An 18,225-nucleotide genomic window follows, 5' to 3' on the forward strand; every position below is an offset into this window, starting at 1 on the left:
AAATGCAAAGTTTCTATTCAAAACAGAGTGTTTTAAAACATTCCATCGGCTGTGTGCTCGGTATCGAGACCTCCTGCGATGAGACAGGCATTGCCATTTATGATGCTCAAAAAGGTTTACTCGCCCACACGCTGTATAGTCAAATTGAGCTACACAATCAATACGGTGGCGTCGTCCCCGAACTGGCTTCGCGTGACCATATCCTTAAAATACTACCCCTACTCCAAGAAACCCTGAAAGAGGCCGATCTTAGCCTCTCTGAGATTGATGGCGTTGCCTACTGTGCCGGGCCTGGCTTAGCCGGTGCTCTTCTGGTAGGCGCTGTCTTCGGGCGCAGTTTAGGCTTGGCACTCGATATCCCAACCCTTGGGATACATCATATGGAAGCCCATCTGCTCGCCCCTATGCTTGAAGAAAATCCACCTGAATTCCCTTTTCTTGCCCTATTGGTATCCGGCGGTCATACCTTACTGGTTAGCGTCAATGATCTAGGTGATTACGAGATTTTAGGGGAAAGCGTAGATGATGCCGTAGGAGAAGCCTTTGACAAAACTGCTAAATTACTCGGCCTGAACTATCCTGGGGGGCCTGCTATTGCCAAGTTAGCTGAAAAAGGCAATCCGAAACGATTTTGTTTTCCTCGTCCTATGCTAGATAGACCCGGTTTAAACTTTAGTTTTAGTGGCTTAAAAACATTTGTCAGCGGCACAATTAATTCAAATGCACAGGATGAGCAAACTAAAGCAGATATTGCCCACGAATTTCAGGCCGCTGTCATAGAGACTTTAGTCAAAAAAACACAACGGGCACTATTACAAACCGGCTTAAAACGCTTAGTGGTAGCGGGTGGTGTCGCGGCTAATAAATCACTACGAGAGCAATTGGGCGTTATGACAGCAAAAAACAAAATAACGCTTCATTATCCACGTCCCCATTTTTGTACTGACAATGGTGCTATGATTGCCTATCTAGGTTATAGACGTTTAAATTTAGGCCAACATGATGGTCTTGCTATAAAAACCATGACACGCTGGCCCTTAGATAAACTAGACTAATGCCCTACCTTAAGAGAAGAAGTGGCCACCGGTAGCGTAGGCGCTTCAAGGTCAGATGCGAGCACATGTAATGGCGGTGGGCTATCTGGTTCCTCTTGCACATAAAATGCCGAACTAGAAACAGAAGTAGGGGCCAATGAAACGACTCTATTTATTGGTTTCTCAGATTGTTTAATAGTTATAGGTGCACTCGCGGTAGGCAGAGATGATGGAGTAGAAGAAAGCCCTGGATTATTTAGCGCTTTATGCTGACTAGACGCTTCATTAACAACAGAAACAACAGCTACAGCAGAATCTACAGCACTTCCATTTTCCAATTTTTCACAAAACAAAAGACGAGCGAAAAGAGTCCCTTTTTTTCCCTTATACTCTGCTAAAGTACCCTCATTTAAATTAAACAGCTCTCGAAAAATATCCTGAATAGAAAGATTATCAGGGTACTGCTGGGCGTCGTATTTTTTTAAAAACTTCTCAACGGCCTTAATGTGATGACGCCGCCAAGCACCTGTGAATAACCTCCAAAAAAAACCACCTTTGGTATAATTACGTAATAATGCGATACACGTTTTAGTCGGGTTTTCAGAATAAAATCGAATAAAAGGGGAACGAATGAGATCATGTTCACTGATATGCCGTTGAGGAAGAGAACCCGCTTTAATTGCTTTCAAGTTAGCTTCAACGTTACTTATACCAAATAATTCCAACAATATCTGCCCTTCTTGTTTTTCTACTAGCCCTAGCTTAGTCTCAGTTTGAAAACCCAACCCAAACAAGTAATAAATCCAAGAATCCAATTCATCTTTTACAAAATCTAAATCAACACGATGATTAGCTTTTACTAATTGGATACTTTTAATAATATTGGAAAAACTTTCTTCAATCGCTTTATCAGCAACCTGATACAAATCACTTTCTATCAGTAATAATAAAAAATCGACGATAGCTATTTTTAAATGATTCTTTTTCGCCATTAATTCACTTATATCCTTTTTATTTCTAGTGCTTAAAATACTGTCATCTATACTTAAAAGGAGCTTAGATACAATTCCCTTAACATCTAATTCCTTATTTTCAGCTATTGCTTTAGCCAAAGGAAAACGATCTTCATTGAAATAAAAGGGAACTATCCGTTCTGACTGGCGAAGCGCATTTTTTTGACTGATTGCTGGAAGGGGGACTATATATCCCTGCTCATCTGCAATTAAGATATTTCCATTTTGGACATCTAAGCCTTTTTCCTGAAGCACAAAAAGAATAATAGGAACATAATCCCATCCAAGTTCTAAATATTCACTACAAGGTGAAATAATTAGTTTTTCGTTGTTTATTTTTATTTTGCCTGCCGCTTTTAAAAAAGTACCATAGCCCATCGTCTGATGGTTAAAAAAAAATTTACGCTTTTTTGCTACTGATTTTTCAAGCTCACGACTCGTATAATTTAAAATAAATTTATTATCGTAGGTAATAACAAATTCAGACCATCCGCCTGACCCTCTTGTTACCGTAGAATCTAGATCTTTTTTATAACAACCTGGCCTTGCTCTAGAGGCTTGTATACCAAAACGCTTAGCTTGAGATAAATCAGTTCCTTGTTTATGACCAAAAACAAGCTCACATTTTTTCCTACCTTCCTCCATTTCACGTAAAAATAATTTTAATTCAATTTCTTGACCACCATTTTCTACTGAGGATAAAGAAGAAGATGATGGTGATGGTGATGGTGATGGTACTGCTAAAGGAATATCATTACACACATCTACTTTACGCACATCCGCTTTTTTTGAGGCATCTGCGGGTGAGTTTTCTTTAGCAAGCCGATGTATCTCTTGTGAAGACGCAACTCTTCTCTGTGCATTTTCTTTTATAATAGAGAGCATATTAGCATCTGCTATTGGAGAAGTAACTTCAAAGTACTTCTTAAATAAACTATTTGCATGAGCGTATGAATATTTATTTTCTTTATTAAGCCCTTCTTTTCGTTTAATCATAACATCCCTTAGTTTAGCTAAACCGCTTAGAACTCTCTATGTAATAAAACATAAACGACTACAAAATTAACATAAAAGTAAAAAAATAAGAAGATCAAAATTTACTGATGCTAGAAAATAAAGATGTGTGGCTTTAATGATAACTTTCTGAATTTATTTTTTTTTCATTAAATTTAATTTTGGCTCTTTACCTGCCAATAAGCGTCTAATATTGGCATGGTGACGAAGCACTAATAAAACACACATCAGTAAGATAGGAAAATAAGCTGAGGATGGCAACAAATAAAGTGTATAAAAAAACGTGAATAGCGCGGCTGAAATAGAGGCTAACGATATAATACGAAATAAAAATAATACGATAAGCCAAACCAATAAGGCGAATAAGCCAAGCGGCCATGCTAAAGACAGCAGTCCACCCAAAGCCGTTGCTACTCCTTTGCCACCACGAAAATTAAAAAAAACGGGGAAGAGATGACCTAAGAAAGCAAAAAATGCAATCCATGCCAAAACAGGTAATGCTAAACCTAAGTAACTTGCTATTATAACTGGCAACCATCCCTTAAACATATCAACTAAAAAAACAATACTCGCTAAGCCTTTACCGCCCATTCTTAATACGTTGCTCGCGCCCGGATTACCCGAGCCTTGGGTTCGGGGATCCGGTAACCCAGCACACTTACAAACAATAATGGCACTTGATAAAGCACCCATAAGATAAGCCAACAAACAAAAAATTAATGGTAACAGCATAGTTTTTTTCAGATATAATGATGAAAATTAATGAGTAAAAATTATTAGGACTCCCTCTACATGACACCTAACTTCAGTAATCTAATTTGGATCGACCTGGAAATGACAGGGCTTGATACAACAAAAGATAAAATCATTGAAATTGCCACTATTATTACTGATTCAGAATTAAATACTATAGCGAAAGGCCCTAACTTAGCTATTTCTCAAGCTGAGCATATATTAGTCGGCATGGATGATTGGAATCAACGACAGCACACAGGCTCAGGATTACTCGCTCGTGTTAGAGAGAGTAAAATATCAGAAGAGGATGCAGAGAACCAAACCTTAGCCTTCATCAAAAATTATGTACCTGAAAATAAATCACCTATGTGTGGTAACAGTATCTGCCAAGACCGTCGCTTTTTAGCTCGCTGCATGCCGGAACTAGAAAGATATTTCCATTATCGCAATCTTGATGTTAGCACATTGAAAGAACTCGCTTATCGTTGGTATCCTCCCATCACAAAAGGTTTAAAGAGAAAGTCGAAGCATTTGGCTTTAGAGGACGTTCAGGACTCTATCGAAGAATTACAATATTATCGCAAACACCTTTTTATAAAATAAACTTAAGTTTAATATATTCACAACCATGGGATTTTTGGCAAGGCAGAGCACAAAACGAAGCCACCTTCATTTCTACAACATACATGAGGATGGCGAGTTGGGCGGGAACGCAGCAAAAAATTCCAGGGCGACGAATATATCAGTGGATTAAAGATATGGCTTACTACAGCACTAATGAATTAAAAAACGGCATGAAAATCATGCTAGATAATGAACCTTACACTATTCTGGAAAATGACTATGTAAAGCCAGGAAAAGGTCAGGCCTTTAACCGTATAAAAATACGTAACCTTAAAAACAATCGCGTTATTGAGCGAACTTTAAAATCCGGTGATAGTTTGCTTGCAGCGGATGTCTATGATATTGAAGTGCAATACCTTTATAACGATGGTCAGGTTTGGCACTTTATGGCCGCCGATACTTTTGAGCAATATGCCGCTGATGCAGCTGCTGTCGCCTCTGCCAAACAATGGTTAAAAGAACAAGATACCTGCACCCTCACCTTATTTAATGGCGCACCTTTAACGGTAGCACCACCTAATTTTGTCACTTTAAAAATAGTCGATACGGATCCAGGTGTACGAGGAGATACCTCAGGTGGTGGTGGAAAACCCGCCACCTTGGAAACCGGCGCAGTGGTGCGTGTTCCGCTATTTATTCAAATTGGTGAATTGATTAAAGTTGATACGCGTACTGGAGAATATTTATCGCGGATCAAATCATGAAAAAAAATTTAATCGGTTTATTAATCACTTTATTACTGTCTGGTTGTGCAGGACAAACGTCGAAGCTTAATCCCGAACCTCTGCCAGTCACTTATAGAACACCTTATCAAGAAGCAAATAAAAATTTTGAGCGTAGCAACAGACTTCCTTCTATGTCGCCTTCAAAAAAAGGTTACTTTGCTTAAATAAAAAAAGAGGGGTGATAGCCACCCCTCTACTTCCGCTCCTGCACTAAACAATCGCTAACGTTAGCGATAATCTTCCTACTAGCTACTTACCCAATAAACTATTTTAGCGTTTGTCTTTTTGTCCTGGCCATTGTGGTTTGCTTGGGCCGTGACCTTGACCTGGATTATGGCTAGGGTTTTGGTTAGGGTTTTGTCCTGGCCATTGTGGTCTGTTACCACCTTGTGAAGGATGTTTTTGCTGTTTTTTATCGTGAGGGAATTTACCTTTGTTCATGATGAGCTCCTAAATTAAAGCATAAAAATACTTCTCTCTTTAAGCCTAGCAAAGACCCCAGCATTTACCATAAAATCGCAGCGGATTGTTCAAAATATGTACAATAAATGGACAATAAGCGCTTGAAAATTGAAAATAGAGGAGATAAATCAAATCAGAGCATTAAACGAGCCGATTTTAATGGAGAGCAAGGCGCTAATAACTTTCTAGTTTAAGCTAATGGAAGATTTTGGGTGAAGAGCTAGGCGCCGGCTTTTCGAGGAGCGGAGTTGATAAGGCATCAATGAGCACCGCAGATAAAGCCGAGCAACAACGCGCTTCACCAAAAGCTGACCATTAGCGTTGTTCTATGAGACGACGAGGTGCCACCCTTCCATCCTCAAGCACCTCACCTACCCCTATAAACTGATCATTAACGGTATGAACCAAACGCACCCAACCTTTTTCAGAAACATTAGGTAGCAGAATAGCTTGGCCTTGGTAAAGATAATAAACCGCTGCCTGCGAAAGTTTTATACAGGGCCAAGTATGTAACAAACTATCTAAGGGCAATAAACAGTGATCACGTTCTTCTTGAGTAAACGCTTCCAATTGCTGCAAGCTTATCATGCCCCTTTCATTATAGTTTGCAACACCAAGACGACGTAATCCTTGTACATAAGCCCCACATCCTAAGGCTTCACCAATATCCTCTATTAAAGTTCGAACATACGTTCCTTTGGTACATTTAATTTCTAACTCAATACTATCGACTGTGGTACCTAATAATGTTAATCCATGTACCGTCACTTCGCGGGCAGAACGCTCGACCGTAATACCTTGGCGCGCAAGTTCATATAAAGGTTTTCCTTTAAACTTTAAAGCCGAAAACATTGGTGGAATTTGTAATATAGGACCACGAAACATAGATAACACAGATTCTAATTGATCAAAACAAGAAGAAGGGATAGGGCGTTCTTCAATGATTTCGCCTTCTGCATCACCGGTTTTTGTTTTAATACCTAAGCGTGCACTAACCCAATAGGCTTTATCTGCTTCAAGTAAAAACTGTGAAAATTTAGTCGCCTCACCAAAACAAAGTGGTAATAATCCCGTTGCTAAAGGATCTAAACTGCCCGTATGGCCTGCTTTTTTGGCAGCAAATAAACGTTTAGCCGTCTGCAGTGCCTGATTTGAAGTAATCCCTTGAGGTTTATCGAGCAACAAAATACCGTTTATAGTGCGTTTTACTGGTTTTAATGATTGGGAATGCATAGGGAATTTTTATTGTAAAATGGTGAACCCGTATATTACTCAGAACGTTTTATTTGATCTTTTTTTTCTTGATCTTTCGTAATAGCCTTGTCGATTAAATCATGTAAGCGTTGACTTTGTACATCTAAATTATCATAAAAAAACCGCAGGGTAGGTGCAACACGTAGCTTAAGCCGCTGCGCTAATGCATAACGCAAACGCGGCGCTGCTTTTTTAAGTAACTTAGCGGTTACCTCTTTATATTGTGCCCCCTGTAAATGCTCAGGATCAAGTTGGGTAAATAAAATATCGGCAAATGCTAAATCTTTTGTCACCTTAACCGCAGTAATGGTAATAAAACGCAATCTAGGATCCGCTATTTGTTTTTGCAGAACAAACGTTAATTCTTTATGAATTAGATCTGCAATCCGATCCGTACGGCTATACTCTTCGGACTTGGATTTTTTGCTGCGTTGCCCGCTCAATTCACAATCCTCATGTATGTTAGATGCTTCTTGCTATCGACGTACGTTCAAACACTTCAATAAAGTCTCCAACACGGATATCAGTGAAATTTTTGATGCCTATACCACATTCCATACCATTCCGTACTTCTGCTGCATCTTCTTTAAAGCGACGTAACGAATGCAGTTCACCTTCATGCATAACCACGTTATCGCGTAACACTCGAATTGCTGCATTACGTCGTACCAGTCCACTTGTCACCATACAGCCAGCAATAACGCCCAATTTAGCGGAGCGGAAAACTTCCCGCACTTCAGCCATTCCTAAAACAGTTTCTTTTATTTCAGGTGATAATAGACCATTCATCACGTTTTTAACTTGATCAATCAGGTCATAAATAATGCCATGGTAATGCATTATTAAACCTGCTTTCTCTACCATGCTTTTAGCATTGACATCTGCTCTAACATTAAAACCTAAGATCAAGGCTTTAGATGTTATAGCCAGGTTAACATCCGATTCAGTAATCGCACCTATACCGACACCCACCAAGTTTATTTTAACTTCAGAGGTAGACAATTTATTTAATGCTTCTTTTATAGCCTCTGCAGAACCTTGAACATCTGTTTTTAAAATAATATTCAGTACTTTCGCTTGGCCTTCATCGAGATAACTAAAAATATCTTCTGATTTAATAGCACGTTGCTGTGCTAACTTAGTTTCGCGTAATTTGCCTTCACGGAATAAAGCAATTTCACGTGCTTTACGTTCATCGGTCACCACAACCACTTCATCACCCGCAACAGGTGCATTTGACAAACCTAACACTTCCACTGGCATAGAAGGACCCGCCGATTCTACAAATTGGCCTCGTTCATTCAGTAGTGCACGCACTCGACCATAAGCAATACCGGCTAATAAGATATCACCTTTGGATACTTTTCCACGTCGAACTAAGATAGTTACAACAGGACCTCTTCCTTTATCTAAACGTGATTCAACCACAATACCTTGTCCGGGTCCTTCTTGTGGTGCTTTTAGCTCTAACACTTCGGCCTGAACTAAAAGTGAATCTAATAAATTATCAATACCTTCCCCGGTTTTTGCAGAAACGGGAACCAACATCGTATCACCACCCCATTCTTCAGGGATAAGTTCATGTTTTGCCAGCTCATTCTTAATTCTATCTAAATCCGCTTCGGGTTTATCAATTTTATTAATCGCAACAACAATAGGTACCTTGGCTGCTTTTGCATGCTGAATTGCTTCCACAGTTTGTGGCATCACACCATCATCTGCCGCAACCACTAACACGACAATATCAGTAACTCGTGCTCCACGTGCGCGCATGGCAGTAAATGCAGAGTGACCAGGTGTATCTAAGAAAGTAATAACACCTTTGGGAACTTCCACGTGATAAGCACCAATATGCTGTGTGATACCACCGGCTTCTCCCTGAGTGACTTTAGTACGTCGAATATAATCTAATAAAGAAGTCTTTCCATGATCAACGTGTCCCATAATAGTAACCACAGGTGGGCGCGGCAATAACTCACCCATTTGTTGCTGAGTAGTGTGCACTAAGCCTTCTTCTAAAGCATTGGAACTAATAGGCTTCGCCACATGTCCCATTTCTTCAACGACAATCGTCGCTGTATCCTGTTCAATGGGTTGGTTAATCGTTGCGATCACACCCAACTTCATTAAGGACTTAATGACTTCTGCCGCTTTAACCGACATCTTTTGTGCCAGCTCACCAACAGTAATCGTTTCAGGAATGCCTACTTCATGTTTTATGGCTACCGTGGGTCTTTCAAATTGTTGTTGCAAGAACTGATCCGCTCTTTTGTGGCGACCTCCCTTTTTCCTATACCGAAACTCCTCATCGGTTTCATCGGATAACTGATAAATATTTTTATGTCGGTATTTCGTCATTTCTTTTTCTTTTAAGCTGCGTGCTTTATGTTTTTTATCGCGCTCTGCTTTTTCTTTATGTGCTGTTAATACAACGTTGGTTTTTTCAGGCAGCTTTTTCTTTTCAGCTTCAGAAGGTGCTAATTTTTTTTCTTCAATTGAGTATTGATCTTTTTTTGGCGTTTCGCTGACAACAGCTGGTTCAGCTGGGGTAGTAGGTGTCGCTTCGGGAAGCGACTGATTTTGTCCTGACGCTTCCTGCGCTACTTTTTCTTGTTCTATTTTTTCTTGCTCTACTGCTAATTCTTTTTCTTTTGCTTCTTTAGCACGGTTTGTCTCTTCATCGATTAAACCTTCATTACTTTTAACATAGGTCCTTTTCTTACGGACTTGAACCTTAATCGTTTTTGCCTTACCTGAAGTATCTTTGACTTTAAGTAGACTCGTACTTTTACGCGTACGGGTTAATGTAATAAGCTTTTTAGGATTATTATTAGCGGCATCTCCCTTTTCACTTTCATGAGAAGCCGTCTTGTTGGTCACTTTATCTTTGATACTTTCTGTCATGCAAATGCCTCTCCTGCCAATAGGTGACAGCGTAGCGAACAAAACCTAAATGGTAAAAGTTATCTGTCTATTTCTCTTTTTCAAACCAAGGCGCTCGTGCTGCCATAATAAACTTGCCCGCTTGTTCACGCTCTAATTTGATAATATCCAATAGATCATCTGTAGACAGTTCGGCCAATGCTTCTCGTGACGAAACACCATTCTTGGCTAAAACAGCCGCAAGCTCTTCTGTCATCCCCTCTATCGCAAGTAAATCTTGATGAGCTTCTAATGGATTTTTTTTATCACTCTTGTCTGTGCTAGGACGTGCAGCAAGCACTTCTTTTGCACGACTTTGCAAGGCTTCCACTAATTCTTCATCAAACTCTTCAATATCAAGTAATTCGCTTTCCGAAACATAGGCAATTTCTTCTAGACTAGTAAAACCTTCGCGCGCCAATACCTGTGCAAGCTCTTCATCAATACCTAATTGTTCCATAAAAAGGCTTTGTAAACCTTCTGATTCTTTAACAATTTTTTTAGCGGCTTCGTCTACTGTAATCACGTTAATCGTCCAGCCTGTTAATTCACTGGCTAAACGCACATTTTGTCCATTTCTACCAATAGCTTGTGATAATTGATCTTCTTGTACCGCTACATCCATGATGTGGGTATCTTCATCCACAACAATAGAAGCGACTTCGGCAGGCGCCATGGCATTAATCGCGAGCTGAATAGGGTTATCATCCCATAAAACAATATCAATACGTTCACCGGCTAATTCACTGGATACCGCTTGTACACGCGCACCCCTCATACCTACACACGCACCAATAGGATCAATACGTCCGTCATTAGTTTTCACCGCAATCTTAGCGCGTGAACCTGGATCACGTGCAGCGCTCTTAATTTCAATGAGTTCTTCACCAATCTCAGGCACTTCAATCTTAAATAATTCGATTAACATTTCCGGACGTGCACGACTCATTAATAATTGAGGACCACGAATTTGTGGATTAACGGCATACAAATAGCCACGTAAACGATCTTCGGAACGTACCTCTTCACGAGGAATCATTTCTTCTCGAGGAACAAACGCTTCTACGCCACTACCTAAATCAATAATTAAGCCTTCTCGTGTAATGCGTTTTACAATACCTGATAACAATTCGCAAATTCGCGCTGCGTAGGCCTCGGCGATTTTAGCACGTTCCGCTTCTCTGACTTTTTGAATAATGACTTGTTTAGCCGTTTGTGCTGCAATTCGTCCAAACTCTACTGAAGCCATAGGCTCTTCAATCACCTTACCCACTTCGAGATTAGGATCACGCTGCTTCGCTTCGCTTAAGATAATTTGTTGCAGAGGATCAAAAGATCCATCAATGGCTTTTTCCACCTCATCTGGCACGATGGTCCAGCGACGATATGTATCATAGTCACCCGTGCGGCGATTGATACTAACTCGGACGTCAATATCTTGACCCGCCTTTTTTTTAGTTGCCATTGCTAAAGCCGCTTCTATGGCTTTAAAAATAAGCTCTTTATCGACATCTTTTTCGTTTGATACCGTCTCTGCCACTAATAAAATTTCTTTTTTCATAGCCTGCCTCCGCTTATTTAATTGTCTCAGGCAACACATTCGCACGCATAATATTGTCCCAGGTTAATGTTACGTCTTCACCCTCTGAGCTTAGTCCAATGCCCTCTTCGGTCGTAAACTTTAAAAGCCCTTTAAACTTTCGTTGATTATCAATGGCTGTGTGCGTTTGAACACTGACCTTATACCCAATAAAACGCTGGAATTGCTCCGCTGTAAATAAAGGCCGATCTAAGCCAGGGGAAGAAACCTCCAAGTTATACCGAGTTAATATCGGATTTTCTACGTTGAATAAGGCACTAATCTGGCGACTTACTCGCTCACAATCGACCAGCTTAATACCCTGCTCACTGTCAATATAGACGCGCAGGATGCTTCGCTGGCCTTGTGTTACATAAACACAACCCCATAACTCATAACCTAAGGACTCAACCGTCGGCAAAATCATTGCTTTTATTGTTGCTGAACTATTCCTCATCGCTCCCTATAAAGGGACTGTTTTATAAAAAAGCCCCTACCTCTAAATAAAAAGCCCCTACCTCTAAATAAAAAGCCCCGAAACGGGGCCCTTTAAAACGTAAAATTGGTAGCGGGGGTAGGATTTGAACCTACGGCCTTCGGGTTATGAGCCCGACGAGCTACCAGACTGCTCCACCCCGCGATAATAGCGGCAGAAGTATACCCCAACCCTGCGCTTAATTCAAACGGATTTTACGCACCGACTAAAAGTCTTGCCGGTTACATATTATGATTTCGGGATAAGAGTGACAAACTACATGCTAAAAACTGTCATTGCGAGCGCGTAGCGCGTGGCAATCCATAAAAGCTATTTTGCCTGGATGGCCACGGCCGGAACGAATTAGGCCTCGCCATGACGGCTGAAGGAGAATAATTAAGGACTTATGGACTTTAGATTGACGCCACATGCATCCAACAACGCTAAAAAAGATTTTCCCGCAGGGGTTTTACTTAACTTCCAGTAGATCTCTACATAACCCTTTAATAGGTAGCGATGATCAGAGCGATTAAGTATCTTTAAAATAGTTTCTGCACGACTTAAATCATTACTAAACTGTGTAGCACGTTGAAATAAAATAGCTGCCAATAAGGTCGCTTTTGAGACCTGCCTCGCTTTACTACCATAATAGAATCCTTGTATACACTCTTCTAAAGCTCTATCTTTATCCCATTGATGCCAGGCCTGATAAAAGTCTAGGGCATACAACTGCTGCGTTTGCACCGTGTCGAATTTTGGTGCGGTATCCAGTTGCAATATAAATAACATCGCGGGAATACTGGCCTCTATATTAGCCCATGAACAATTACCTGTTATTTGCGCGCCTATAGGCAAAGTAGCTATCGGTTTTAAACCCAATACACGATGTATAGTTTTAGTCAGAAATGCCCGTGACTGGCGATTAAAAATTAATTGTTTACAAAAATCTATACTCCAAGCATGGCGATTTTGCAACTGATAAATAACTATACTTCCTTCTCTACGACTATTTTCACCGCGATCACAACGAATCAGCCAATCTTTATATTTGATCAAGGCAATAGCATGGCCTTCATAAGCAATGGGCAATAATAAGAGCTCTTGATCAAGTAAGGCATCAATACTATGCTGATGCTGCTTTATATCAATGGTATAACGTTGGTATTTTAATAAGGCTTGTGCAATAGAAAATGCCTGAATTATTTTTTGTAAGCTCTCAAAAAAAGAACGTAAATGACGTGAAGAGAAATTATTTTTATATCGCTGCAAGGAATGGGTAATCACATCTAATGTGAATTCTAAAAAAAAACCCTCATAATCAACTTCAATAAAACGACCCTCACCATTGACAATATCAACGTGCCCACTTAATTCATAACGATGTCCTAATAATTTTGCTTGAATAAAATCCTGCGCAAAATTCAACTTAGCACCGTATTGATAAAGTAGATTTTTTAATCCCTGCTGTTGCCTCAGTAATGGATAAACTAAGATCGGCTGTCCTGCCGTGGTAGTCGCATTTGGATCCGCTTTATTGGCTAATAATAATTGACATAAATCCATGTTATGATTATCAACCGCCCAGTGCAAAGCAGAACGACCAGTCGCATCGGACTTATTAATCTCAGCACCGTATTCTAATAATAAAGCCGCCACATCAAGCTTATTCGCAATAGCCGCTTCTATTAAAGGTGAAAAACCGTATTCATCCGTCTCTTCAATATCTGCCCCCATTTGAATGGCCTGCTCTACCCCTTCTAAGGTGCCAAATAAAATTTCGTTTGCAAAGGAAGGCATAAGCGTTCTATTCATCGAGAAAGCGTAACGCTTTTTCGTCTACCCAAACTAGGACTGTTGCGTAATTGATTTTCTAAACGTAACTCAGGAAAACGTTCTCTTGCTTTGGGGTTATCGGAAGGAATAGCGGTCAGCTTAGGATCATCACCACTAAATTGTTGACTATGCGCTAATAAAGGATGTGCATGGGGTTGTTCGCCACATCCAAAGCCCTGTTGAGTTTTTTTTCTCCCGAGTAAGTTATTTGGATCTTCGGTGAAAGGAACTGGACCAAACTTTTGCTGTCCTTTACGGCGCTCCTTGGTAAAACAAGCCAATAAATAGGCAGTAAGCTGTTCTACGCTTAAGCTAATACTGCCAGCACCACCCTCACCCTCATCAGTATCTGCTTCATTGTTTAAAGGAAGCTTTTTATTGGCAATAACAAGCGGTTCCACTTCTATGCTGTTTGGTGGGTTATTCTTTTCATCCCCTAAAGGATAGTTTATTTTATAGTACTCAGACATAGTGCTGTTATTTTATCGCATTTTCTTAAACTTAACTAAAATGCTTCGCTTTATAAATGCTCCTGAACCAAACATTCAGCAATCTGTATCGCATTGAGTGCGGCGCCTTTACGAATATTGTCGGATACAATCCAAAGGTTTAACCCTAAGGGTAGGGAGATATCTTCACGAATGCGACCAACCATGACCGCATCTTTATATTTCTCAGAATCCTTCATAATCGGCATAGGGTAACCATTCTCCGCCTGCCTATCGATAAGCTCAATGCCTGAGGCTTTTTTTAATAATTCTTTCACCTTAGCAACGCTTATTTTTTTCTTAGTCTCAATATGTACTGCTTCAGAATGACAATGCAATACCGGCACACGCACTGCCGTAGGATTCACTTGAATGTCTTTATCAGCAAATATTTTTTGTGTTTCCCAAACCATCTTCATTTCTTCGCGTGTATAACCGTTATCCTGAAACTTGTCGATGTGTGGAATCACATTAAATGCGATCTGATTCGCAAAGGCTTGCGGTTTTTTAATCGCCATGCCATTCAATAAGCGTCCACACTGGTCAAGCAGTTCTGTAAAAGCCTTTCTTCCTGCACCAGACACTGATTGATACGTAGCTACATTAATTCGACTGATACCAACCGCATCGTAAATAGGCTTTAATGCCACTAACATTTGAATAGTCGAACAATTGGGATTAGCAATAATATTGCGCTTTTTATAATCTTTTAAGGCTTGTGGATTCACTTCAGGAATGACCAAAGGCACATCGTCGTCATAACGAAATTGAGAGGTATTATCGATAGCAATACAACCATTTTTGGTTGCGATGGGCACATATTCCTTTGAAACGGTTGCACCTGCCGAAAACAAAGCGATATCTACTTTTTTAAAATCAAATTTCGCTAAATCTTCAATGAATAAAGATTTTTTATTAAAGCTAATGGTTTCACCGGCTGAGCGCTGGCTAGCCACAGCATAAAACTGATCAATCGGGAAATGACGCTGTGCTAACAGAGATAGCATTGTTTCGCCCACTAAACCAGTGGCACCTATAACAGCTACATTAAATTTCTTTGTCATCCGCTAATTGCTCTTGGGTTAATAAAAAGACTTCTGCATCGCCTCGCTCGAACGCTAGCCAAACAAAAGGAAGATGAGGAAAACGCTGGATTAAGGCCGCTTTACTGTTGCCAACCTCAACAATTAATACGCCTCCTTTCTGCAAATGCTGTTTAGCCTGTGCTAAAAGCCGAACCACGATATCTAAACCATCAGTGCCAGCCGCTAATGCCATCGCTGGCTCATGACGATATTCAGGTGGCAATTGTGCAAAATCATCGGCATCCACATACGGTGGATTACTAATAATAATATCGTAACGCCGCCCTTTTAAATTGTCGAAGCCATCTGATTGAATGAGATTAACTTGCTCATCTAACTGATGTCGCGCAACATTCATTGAAGCAACCGCTAAGGCTTCTTCTGAATAATCCACGGCATCTATTTTGGCATCTGGAAATGCATAGGCGCAAGCAATGGCAATACAGGCACTACCCGTCCCTAAATCTAAAATAGATTCCACCTTTTCAGGATCAACCCAAGGGCTAAACTGTTGTTCAATCAATTCCGCCATAGGCGAACGCGGTATCAATACGCGTGAATCTACATAGAAGGGCAAGCCTGCAAACCAACTTTCATGAACCAGATAAGCAGTAGGTACTCGCTCGTTGATACGTTGGCTTATTGTATGTAACAGCTGCATACGTTCTTCTGTGGTTAAATGTGCATCTAACCACTCGGGGTTTAAAACGGATCCTAGCTTTAAAACAGCTAATGCTAAATAGATGATTTCATCCCACGCATTGTCAGTACCATGCCCGTAAAAAAGGCCTGCGCGCTGAAACTGAGTAAAACCCCAACGTAATATATCACGTAAAGTACGAAGCTCAGCTAAGGCTTCAGATAGCTGAGCTTTAGTCAGGGAAAAAGAGGATCTATCCACTAGCTTCATTCAAAATATACTCATAGCAATGGGATTTTCGGCAAGGCGCCGCGAGAACGAAGCAACCGTAGTGTATACAACATACATGAGGATTGCGAGTCGAGCGGGAACGCAGCCGAAAATTCTAGTGCGAAGAGTATAAAGGAATTGTCCGTATTTAAACATAGCCCCCTAGCGACAAGCAAAAGACTAAGCAACGATCGGGGACAGTGGGAGATCTGGCCTTTGATTAAGCATCTCTTCAATATGATTTATATATTTATTTTCTGGGGCTTGGGTATCAAAGAAACCCAAGCAGAATTTACCGCTCCTGAGCTTATGATACAAGCCATTGGTAATGGCGATGGGGAGAACGATAAGGGCTACGCATATCGCAATCTTATCCAGCAATAGCCATGCTAAAGATTGCTTTGGGAATACCTCACGCATTTGTTGAATATAGATGGTAGCATCTCTGCTAAATTTATCTGAATCAATCTTTCCTTGTTTTCTATCTTCAACTAACTGGGTAAAACACTTTACGCTTTCGATTCCTTTTTTAGCCAACTCAGGTGATTTTAAGTATTCCAGCATCCTAGTGTAATTAACTAGCTGAAAAATGCTAAGCTGATCAGATATTTTCTCATTACCCAAAGCAGCAACTAATCTATCTAGTTTTGGGCATGTTTTATCTAACGAATAAGATTTTTGCATCCTATATTCATTAGCAACTAATAACCGAATATGATTATAAATAAACTCAACAGGCCGTTCCGAAATAGGAGAAAAGAAAAACACTTCTCCATCATTTTTCAGTTTAAGGAAATAATCTTTGAGGCTCTTTATTAAAGCATCATCATACTTACCTTTTAATACCTGCTTTGATTCATCTGGCATAGGTTGAGGCGCTAGTAGTATATACCTTGGTTGCCCGTCTGGTGTTGTAGACTGCGGTACAACATGGGTATCTGGGGAAAGCGTTGCATGCTCTCCTTGTAACATCGCATCCTGTTTAACTTTAGGTTCTGATAATCCATCTGAAGTGGCTCTTTTGGGCACTACACTATAAACCATGGTTCTCTCCTTATTATTTCCTAGTATTTTAAAAAGGTAATGTCATAGGCTAATTTATTACTTAAAAAATAGAAATTGTCGACTCCTATACAAATGATGATAGATGTTGTAACTTAAAAAAATATTAAGGAAAGGGAAGAGAAGACAAGAAATGGAAAAAGATCGTCCTACTTTAGCCATCATCAATCTAGACTTAGACAAAGAATTTACAAAAGACTCATACAAATTACTACGTGAATTACTCCAGCACTTTATAAAAGAGGTACCGGAATTTCAAAAAGAAATTAACCACGCCTTTCAAGATAAAGAAAAACAAAAATTAAATGATCAGCTACATAAGCTAACCGGTTCATGTCTTTACTGTGGACTAGATAGACTAAAAACAAGCCTTTTACTCCTTAAGGCCGCTATAAACGAAAATAACTACGATAGAAATTTACTAGATGATTTAAATCAAGAAATGAAAAATGCAAAGGAAGAAGCAAAGAATTTCATCGTCATTGCGAGTACCGTAGGCACGAAGCAATCCAGAAAGTAACTTCGTTTAATTTCTCCTAGATGGCCACGCTCATTACATTCGCTCGAAATGACGGTGGTTTTTAAGGATTCGTTTGACAAGATTACTCGCTCCTCGCTTTCACGAGGATCGAAGCTAAATCTTAGGAAGCAGCACGCTCAACTAATTCTACGATTGCCATAGGGGCACTATCACCAGCGCGAAAGCCACATTTTAAAATACGTAAATAACCGCCTGGTCTTTGTTTAAAGCGAGGCGCTACGGTGTTAAATAAAGTAGCTACCGCTTCCTTATCACGTAAGCGATCAAAAGCTAAACGACGATGAGCAACCCCATCTTCTTTTGCTAAGGTAATTAACGGTTCTGCTACACGGCGAAGCTCTTTGGCTTTTGCTAAAGTAGTAGAAATAACTTCATGTTTTAACAATGAAGCCGTCATATTGCGAAACATTGCCTTTCTGTGGCTCGATGTACGACCTAATCTTCGACCTGAGTTAAGATGACGCATAGC

19 protein-coding genes and 1 tRNA gene are annotated in these 18,225 nt (G+C 40.1%); 5 read left to right on the forward strand and 15 right to left on the reverse strand.

Annotation, left to right across the window (positions count from 1 at the left end; genetic code table 11):
- The first annotated feature begins 2 nt into the window (after positions 1–2).
- Positions 3–1,055, forward strand: a complete 1,053-nt coding sequence (tsaD, locus tag DMP02_RS05110) for a tRNA (adenosine(37)-N6)-threonylcarbamoyltransferase complex transferase subunit TsaD (RefSeq protein ID WP_126322988.1) — start codon at positions 3–5, stop codon at positions 1,053–1,055.
- Here tsaD and DMP02_RS05115 read toward each other — a convergent pair.
- Both DMP02_RS05115 and plsY read right to left on the reverse strand, forming a co-directional pair.
- On the reverse strand, positions 1,052–3,043 hold the full coding sequence (locus DMP02_RS05115) for a DUF5617 domain-containing protein (RefSeq protein WP_126322990.1): 1,992 nt from the start codon (positions 3,041–3,043) through the stop codon (positions 1,052–1,054). The two genes, tsaD and DMP02_RS05115, sit on opposite strands and share 4 nt — an antisense overlap.
- A gap of 153 nt (positions 3,044–3,196) precedes the next feature.
- Positions 3,197–3,793 (reverse strand): glycerol-3-phosphate 1-O-acyltransferase PlsY, encoded by a 597-nt coding sequence (gene plsY / locus DMP02_RS05120; RefSeq protein ID WP_126322992.1) that lies wholly within the window; start codon positions 3,791–3,793, stop codon positions 3,197–3,199.
- 60 nt (positions 3,794–3,853) lie between these two features.
- Between plsY and orn the strand changes: the two genes are divergently transcribed.
- From orn to DMP02_RS05135, 3 genes are all read left to right on the forward strand, one after another.
- Positions 3,854–4,399, forward strand: coding sequence for an oligoribonuclease (gene orn, locus DMP02_RS05125; protein ID WP_126322994.1), 546 nt, complete (start codon positions 3,854–3,856; stop codon positions 4,397–4,399).
- A 155-nt stretch (positions 4,400–4,554) separates the two neighbouring features.
- Positions 4,555–5,124, forward strand: a complete 570-nt coding sequence (gene efp, locus DMP02_RS05130; RefSeq protein ID WP_126322996.1) for an elongation factor P — start codon at positions 4,555–4,557, stop codon at positions 5,122–5,124.
- Complete coding sequence (locus DMP02_RS05135; RefSeq protein ID WP_126322998.1) at positions 5,121–5,309, forward strand: lipoprotein; 189 nt, start codon at positions 5,121–5,123, stop codon at positions 5,307–5,309. The genes efp and DMP02_RS05135 overlap by 4 nt, the downstream gene beginning before the upstream one ends.
- A 106-nt stretch (positions 5,310–5,415) precedes the next feature.
- Here the strand turns inward: DMP02_RS05135 and DMP02_RS07245 are convergent, their stop codons facing one another.
- The 12 genes from DMP02_RS07245 to DMP02_RS05190 form a co-directional block, all read right to left on the reverse strand.
- The gene (locus DMP02_RS07245; protein WP_172593986.1) at positions 5,416–5,586 is read right to left on the reverse strand and encodes a hypothetical protein; all 171 of its coding nucleotides are present in this window, start codon (positions 5,584–5,586) and stop codon (positions 5,416–5,418) included.
- A gap of 336 nt (positions 5,587–5,922) precedes the next feature.
- Positions 5,923–6,840 carry a tRNA pseudouridine(55) synthase TruB gene (gene truB / locus DMP02_RS05140; RefSeq protein WP_126323000.1) on the reverse strand — a complete coding sequence of 306 codons (918 nt, stop codon included), beginning with the start codon at positions 6,838–6,840 and terminating at the stop codon, positions 5,923–5,925.
- A 35-nt stretch (positions 6,841–6,875) separates the two neighbouring features.
- Positions 6,876–7,304: a 30S ribosome-binding factor RbfA gene (gene rbfA, locus DMP02_RS05145; protein WP_172593987.1), complete on the reverse strand. Its 429-nt coding sequence runs from the start codon at positions 7,302–7,304 to the stop codon at positions 6,876–6,878.
- A 19-nt stretch (positions 7,305–7,323) separates the two neighbouring features.
- Positions 7,324–9,765 carry a translation initiation factor IF-2 gene (gene infB / locus DMP02_RS05150; RefSeq protein ID WP_126323003.1) on the reverse strand — a complete coding sequence of 814 codons (2,442 nt, stop codon included), beginning with the start codon at positions 9,763–9,765 and terminating at the stop codon, positions 7,324–7,326.
- Positions 9,766–9,832: 67 nt separating this feature from the next.
- Complete coding sequence (gene nusA / locus DMP02_RS05155) at positions 9,833–11,344, reverse strand: transcription termination factor NusA (RefSeq protein WP_126323005.1); 1,512 nt, start codon at positions 11,342–11,344, stop codon at positions 9,833–9,835.
- Between the two features lie 13 nt (positions 11,345–11,357).
- Positions 11,358–11,819, reverse strand: coding sequence for a ribosome maturation factor RimP (gene rimP / locus DMP02_RS05160; RefSeq protein WP_126323007.1), 462 nt, complete (start codon positions 11,817–11,819; stop codon positions 11,358–11,360).
- A gap of 106 nt (positions 11,820–11,925) precedes the next feature.
- Positions 11,926–12,002 (reverse strand) — tRNA-Met (locus tag DMP02_RS05165).
- Between the two features lie 231 nt (positions 12,003–12,233).
- Positions 12,234–13,634 (reverse strand): Dot/Icm T4SS effector AnkH/LegA3, encoded by a 1,401-nt coding sequence (ankH, locus tag DMP02_RS05170; protein ID WP_172593988.1) that lies wholly within the window; start codon positions 13,632–13,634, stop codon positions 12,234–12,236.
- A gap of 11 nt (positions 13,635–13,645) precedes the next feature.
- On the reverse strand, positions 13,646–14,140 hold the full coding sequence (locus DMP02_RS05175; protein ID WP_126323011.1) for a hypothetical protein: 495 nt from the start codon (positions 14,138–14,140) through the stop codon (positions 13,646–13,648).
- A 50-nt stretch (positions 14,141–14,190) separates the two neighbouring features.
- Entirely contained in the window at positions 14,191–15,222 is a 1,032-nt protein-coding gene (locus DMP02_RS05180) for an aspartate-semialdehyde dehydrogenase (RefSeq protein ID WP_126323013.1), read from the reverse strand.
- Positions 15,206–16,153 (reverse strand): 50S ribosomal protein L3 N(5)-glutamine methyltransferase, encoded by a 948-nt coding sequence (gene prmB, locus DMP02_RS05185; protein WP_126323015.1) that lies wholly within the window; start codon positions 16,151–16,153, stop codon positions 15,206–15,208. Before prmB ends, DMP02_RS05180 begins: the two co-directional genes overlap by 17 nt.
- Positions 16,154–16,333: 180 nt before the next feature.
- Positions 16,334–17,197 carry a hypothetical protein gene (locus DMP02_RS05190; RefSeq protein ID WP_126323017.1) on the reverse strand — a complete coding sequence of 288 codons (864 nt, stop codon included), beginning with the start codon at positions 17,195–17,197 and terminating at the stop codon, positions 16,334–16,336.
- A 151-nt stretch (positions 17,198–17,348) separates the two neighbouring features.
- On the opposite strand from DMP02_RS05190, the gene DMP02_RS05195 reads away from it, so the two are divergent.
- Positions 17,349–17,735 (forward strand): Hpt domain-containing protein, encoded by a 387-nt coding sequence (locus DMP02_RS05195; protein WP_126323019.1) that lies wholly within the window; start codon positions 17,349–17,351, stop codon positions 17,733–17,735.
- 121 nt (positions 17,736–17,856) lie between these two features.
- On the opposite strand, the gene rplQ is transcribed toward DMP02_RS05195, so the two are convergent.
- Positions 17,857–18,222: a 50S ribosomal protein L17 gene (rplQ, locus tag DMP02_RS05200; protein ID WP_126323021.1), complete on the reverse strand. Its 366-nt coding sequence runs from the start codon at positions 18,220–18,222 to the stop codon at positions 17,857–17,859.
- Positions 18,223–18,225: the final 3 nt, after the last annotated feature.

This window comes from Candidatus Rickettsiella viridis (assembly GCF_003966755.1).
Classification (GTDB): Bacteria; Pseudomonadota; Gammaproteobacteria; order Diplorickettsiales; family Diplorickettsiaceae; genus Rickettsiella_B; species Rickettsiella_B viridis.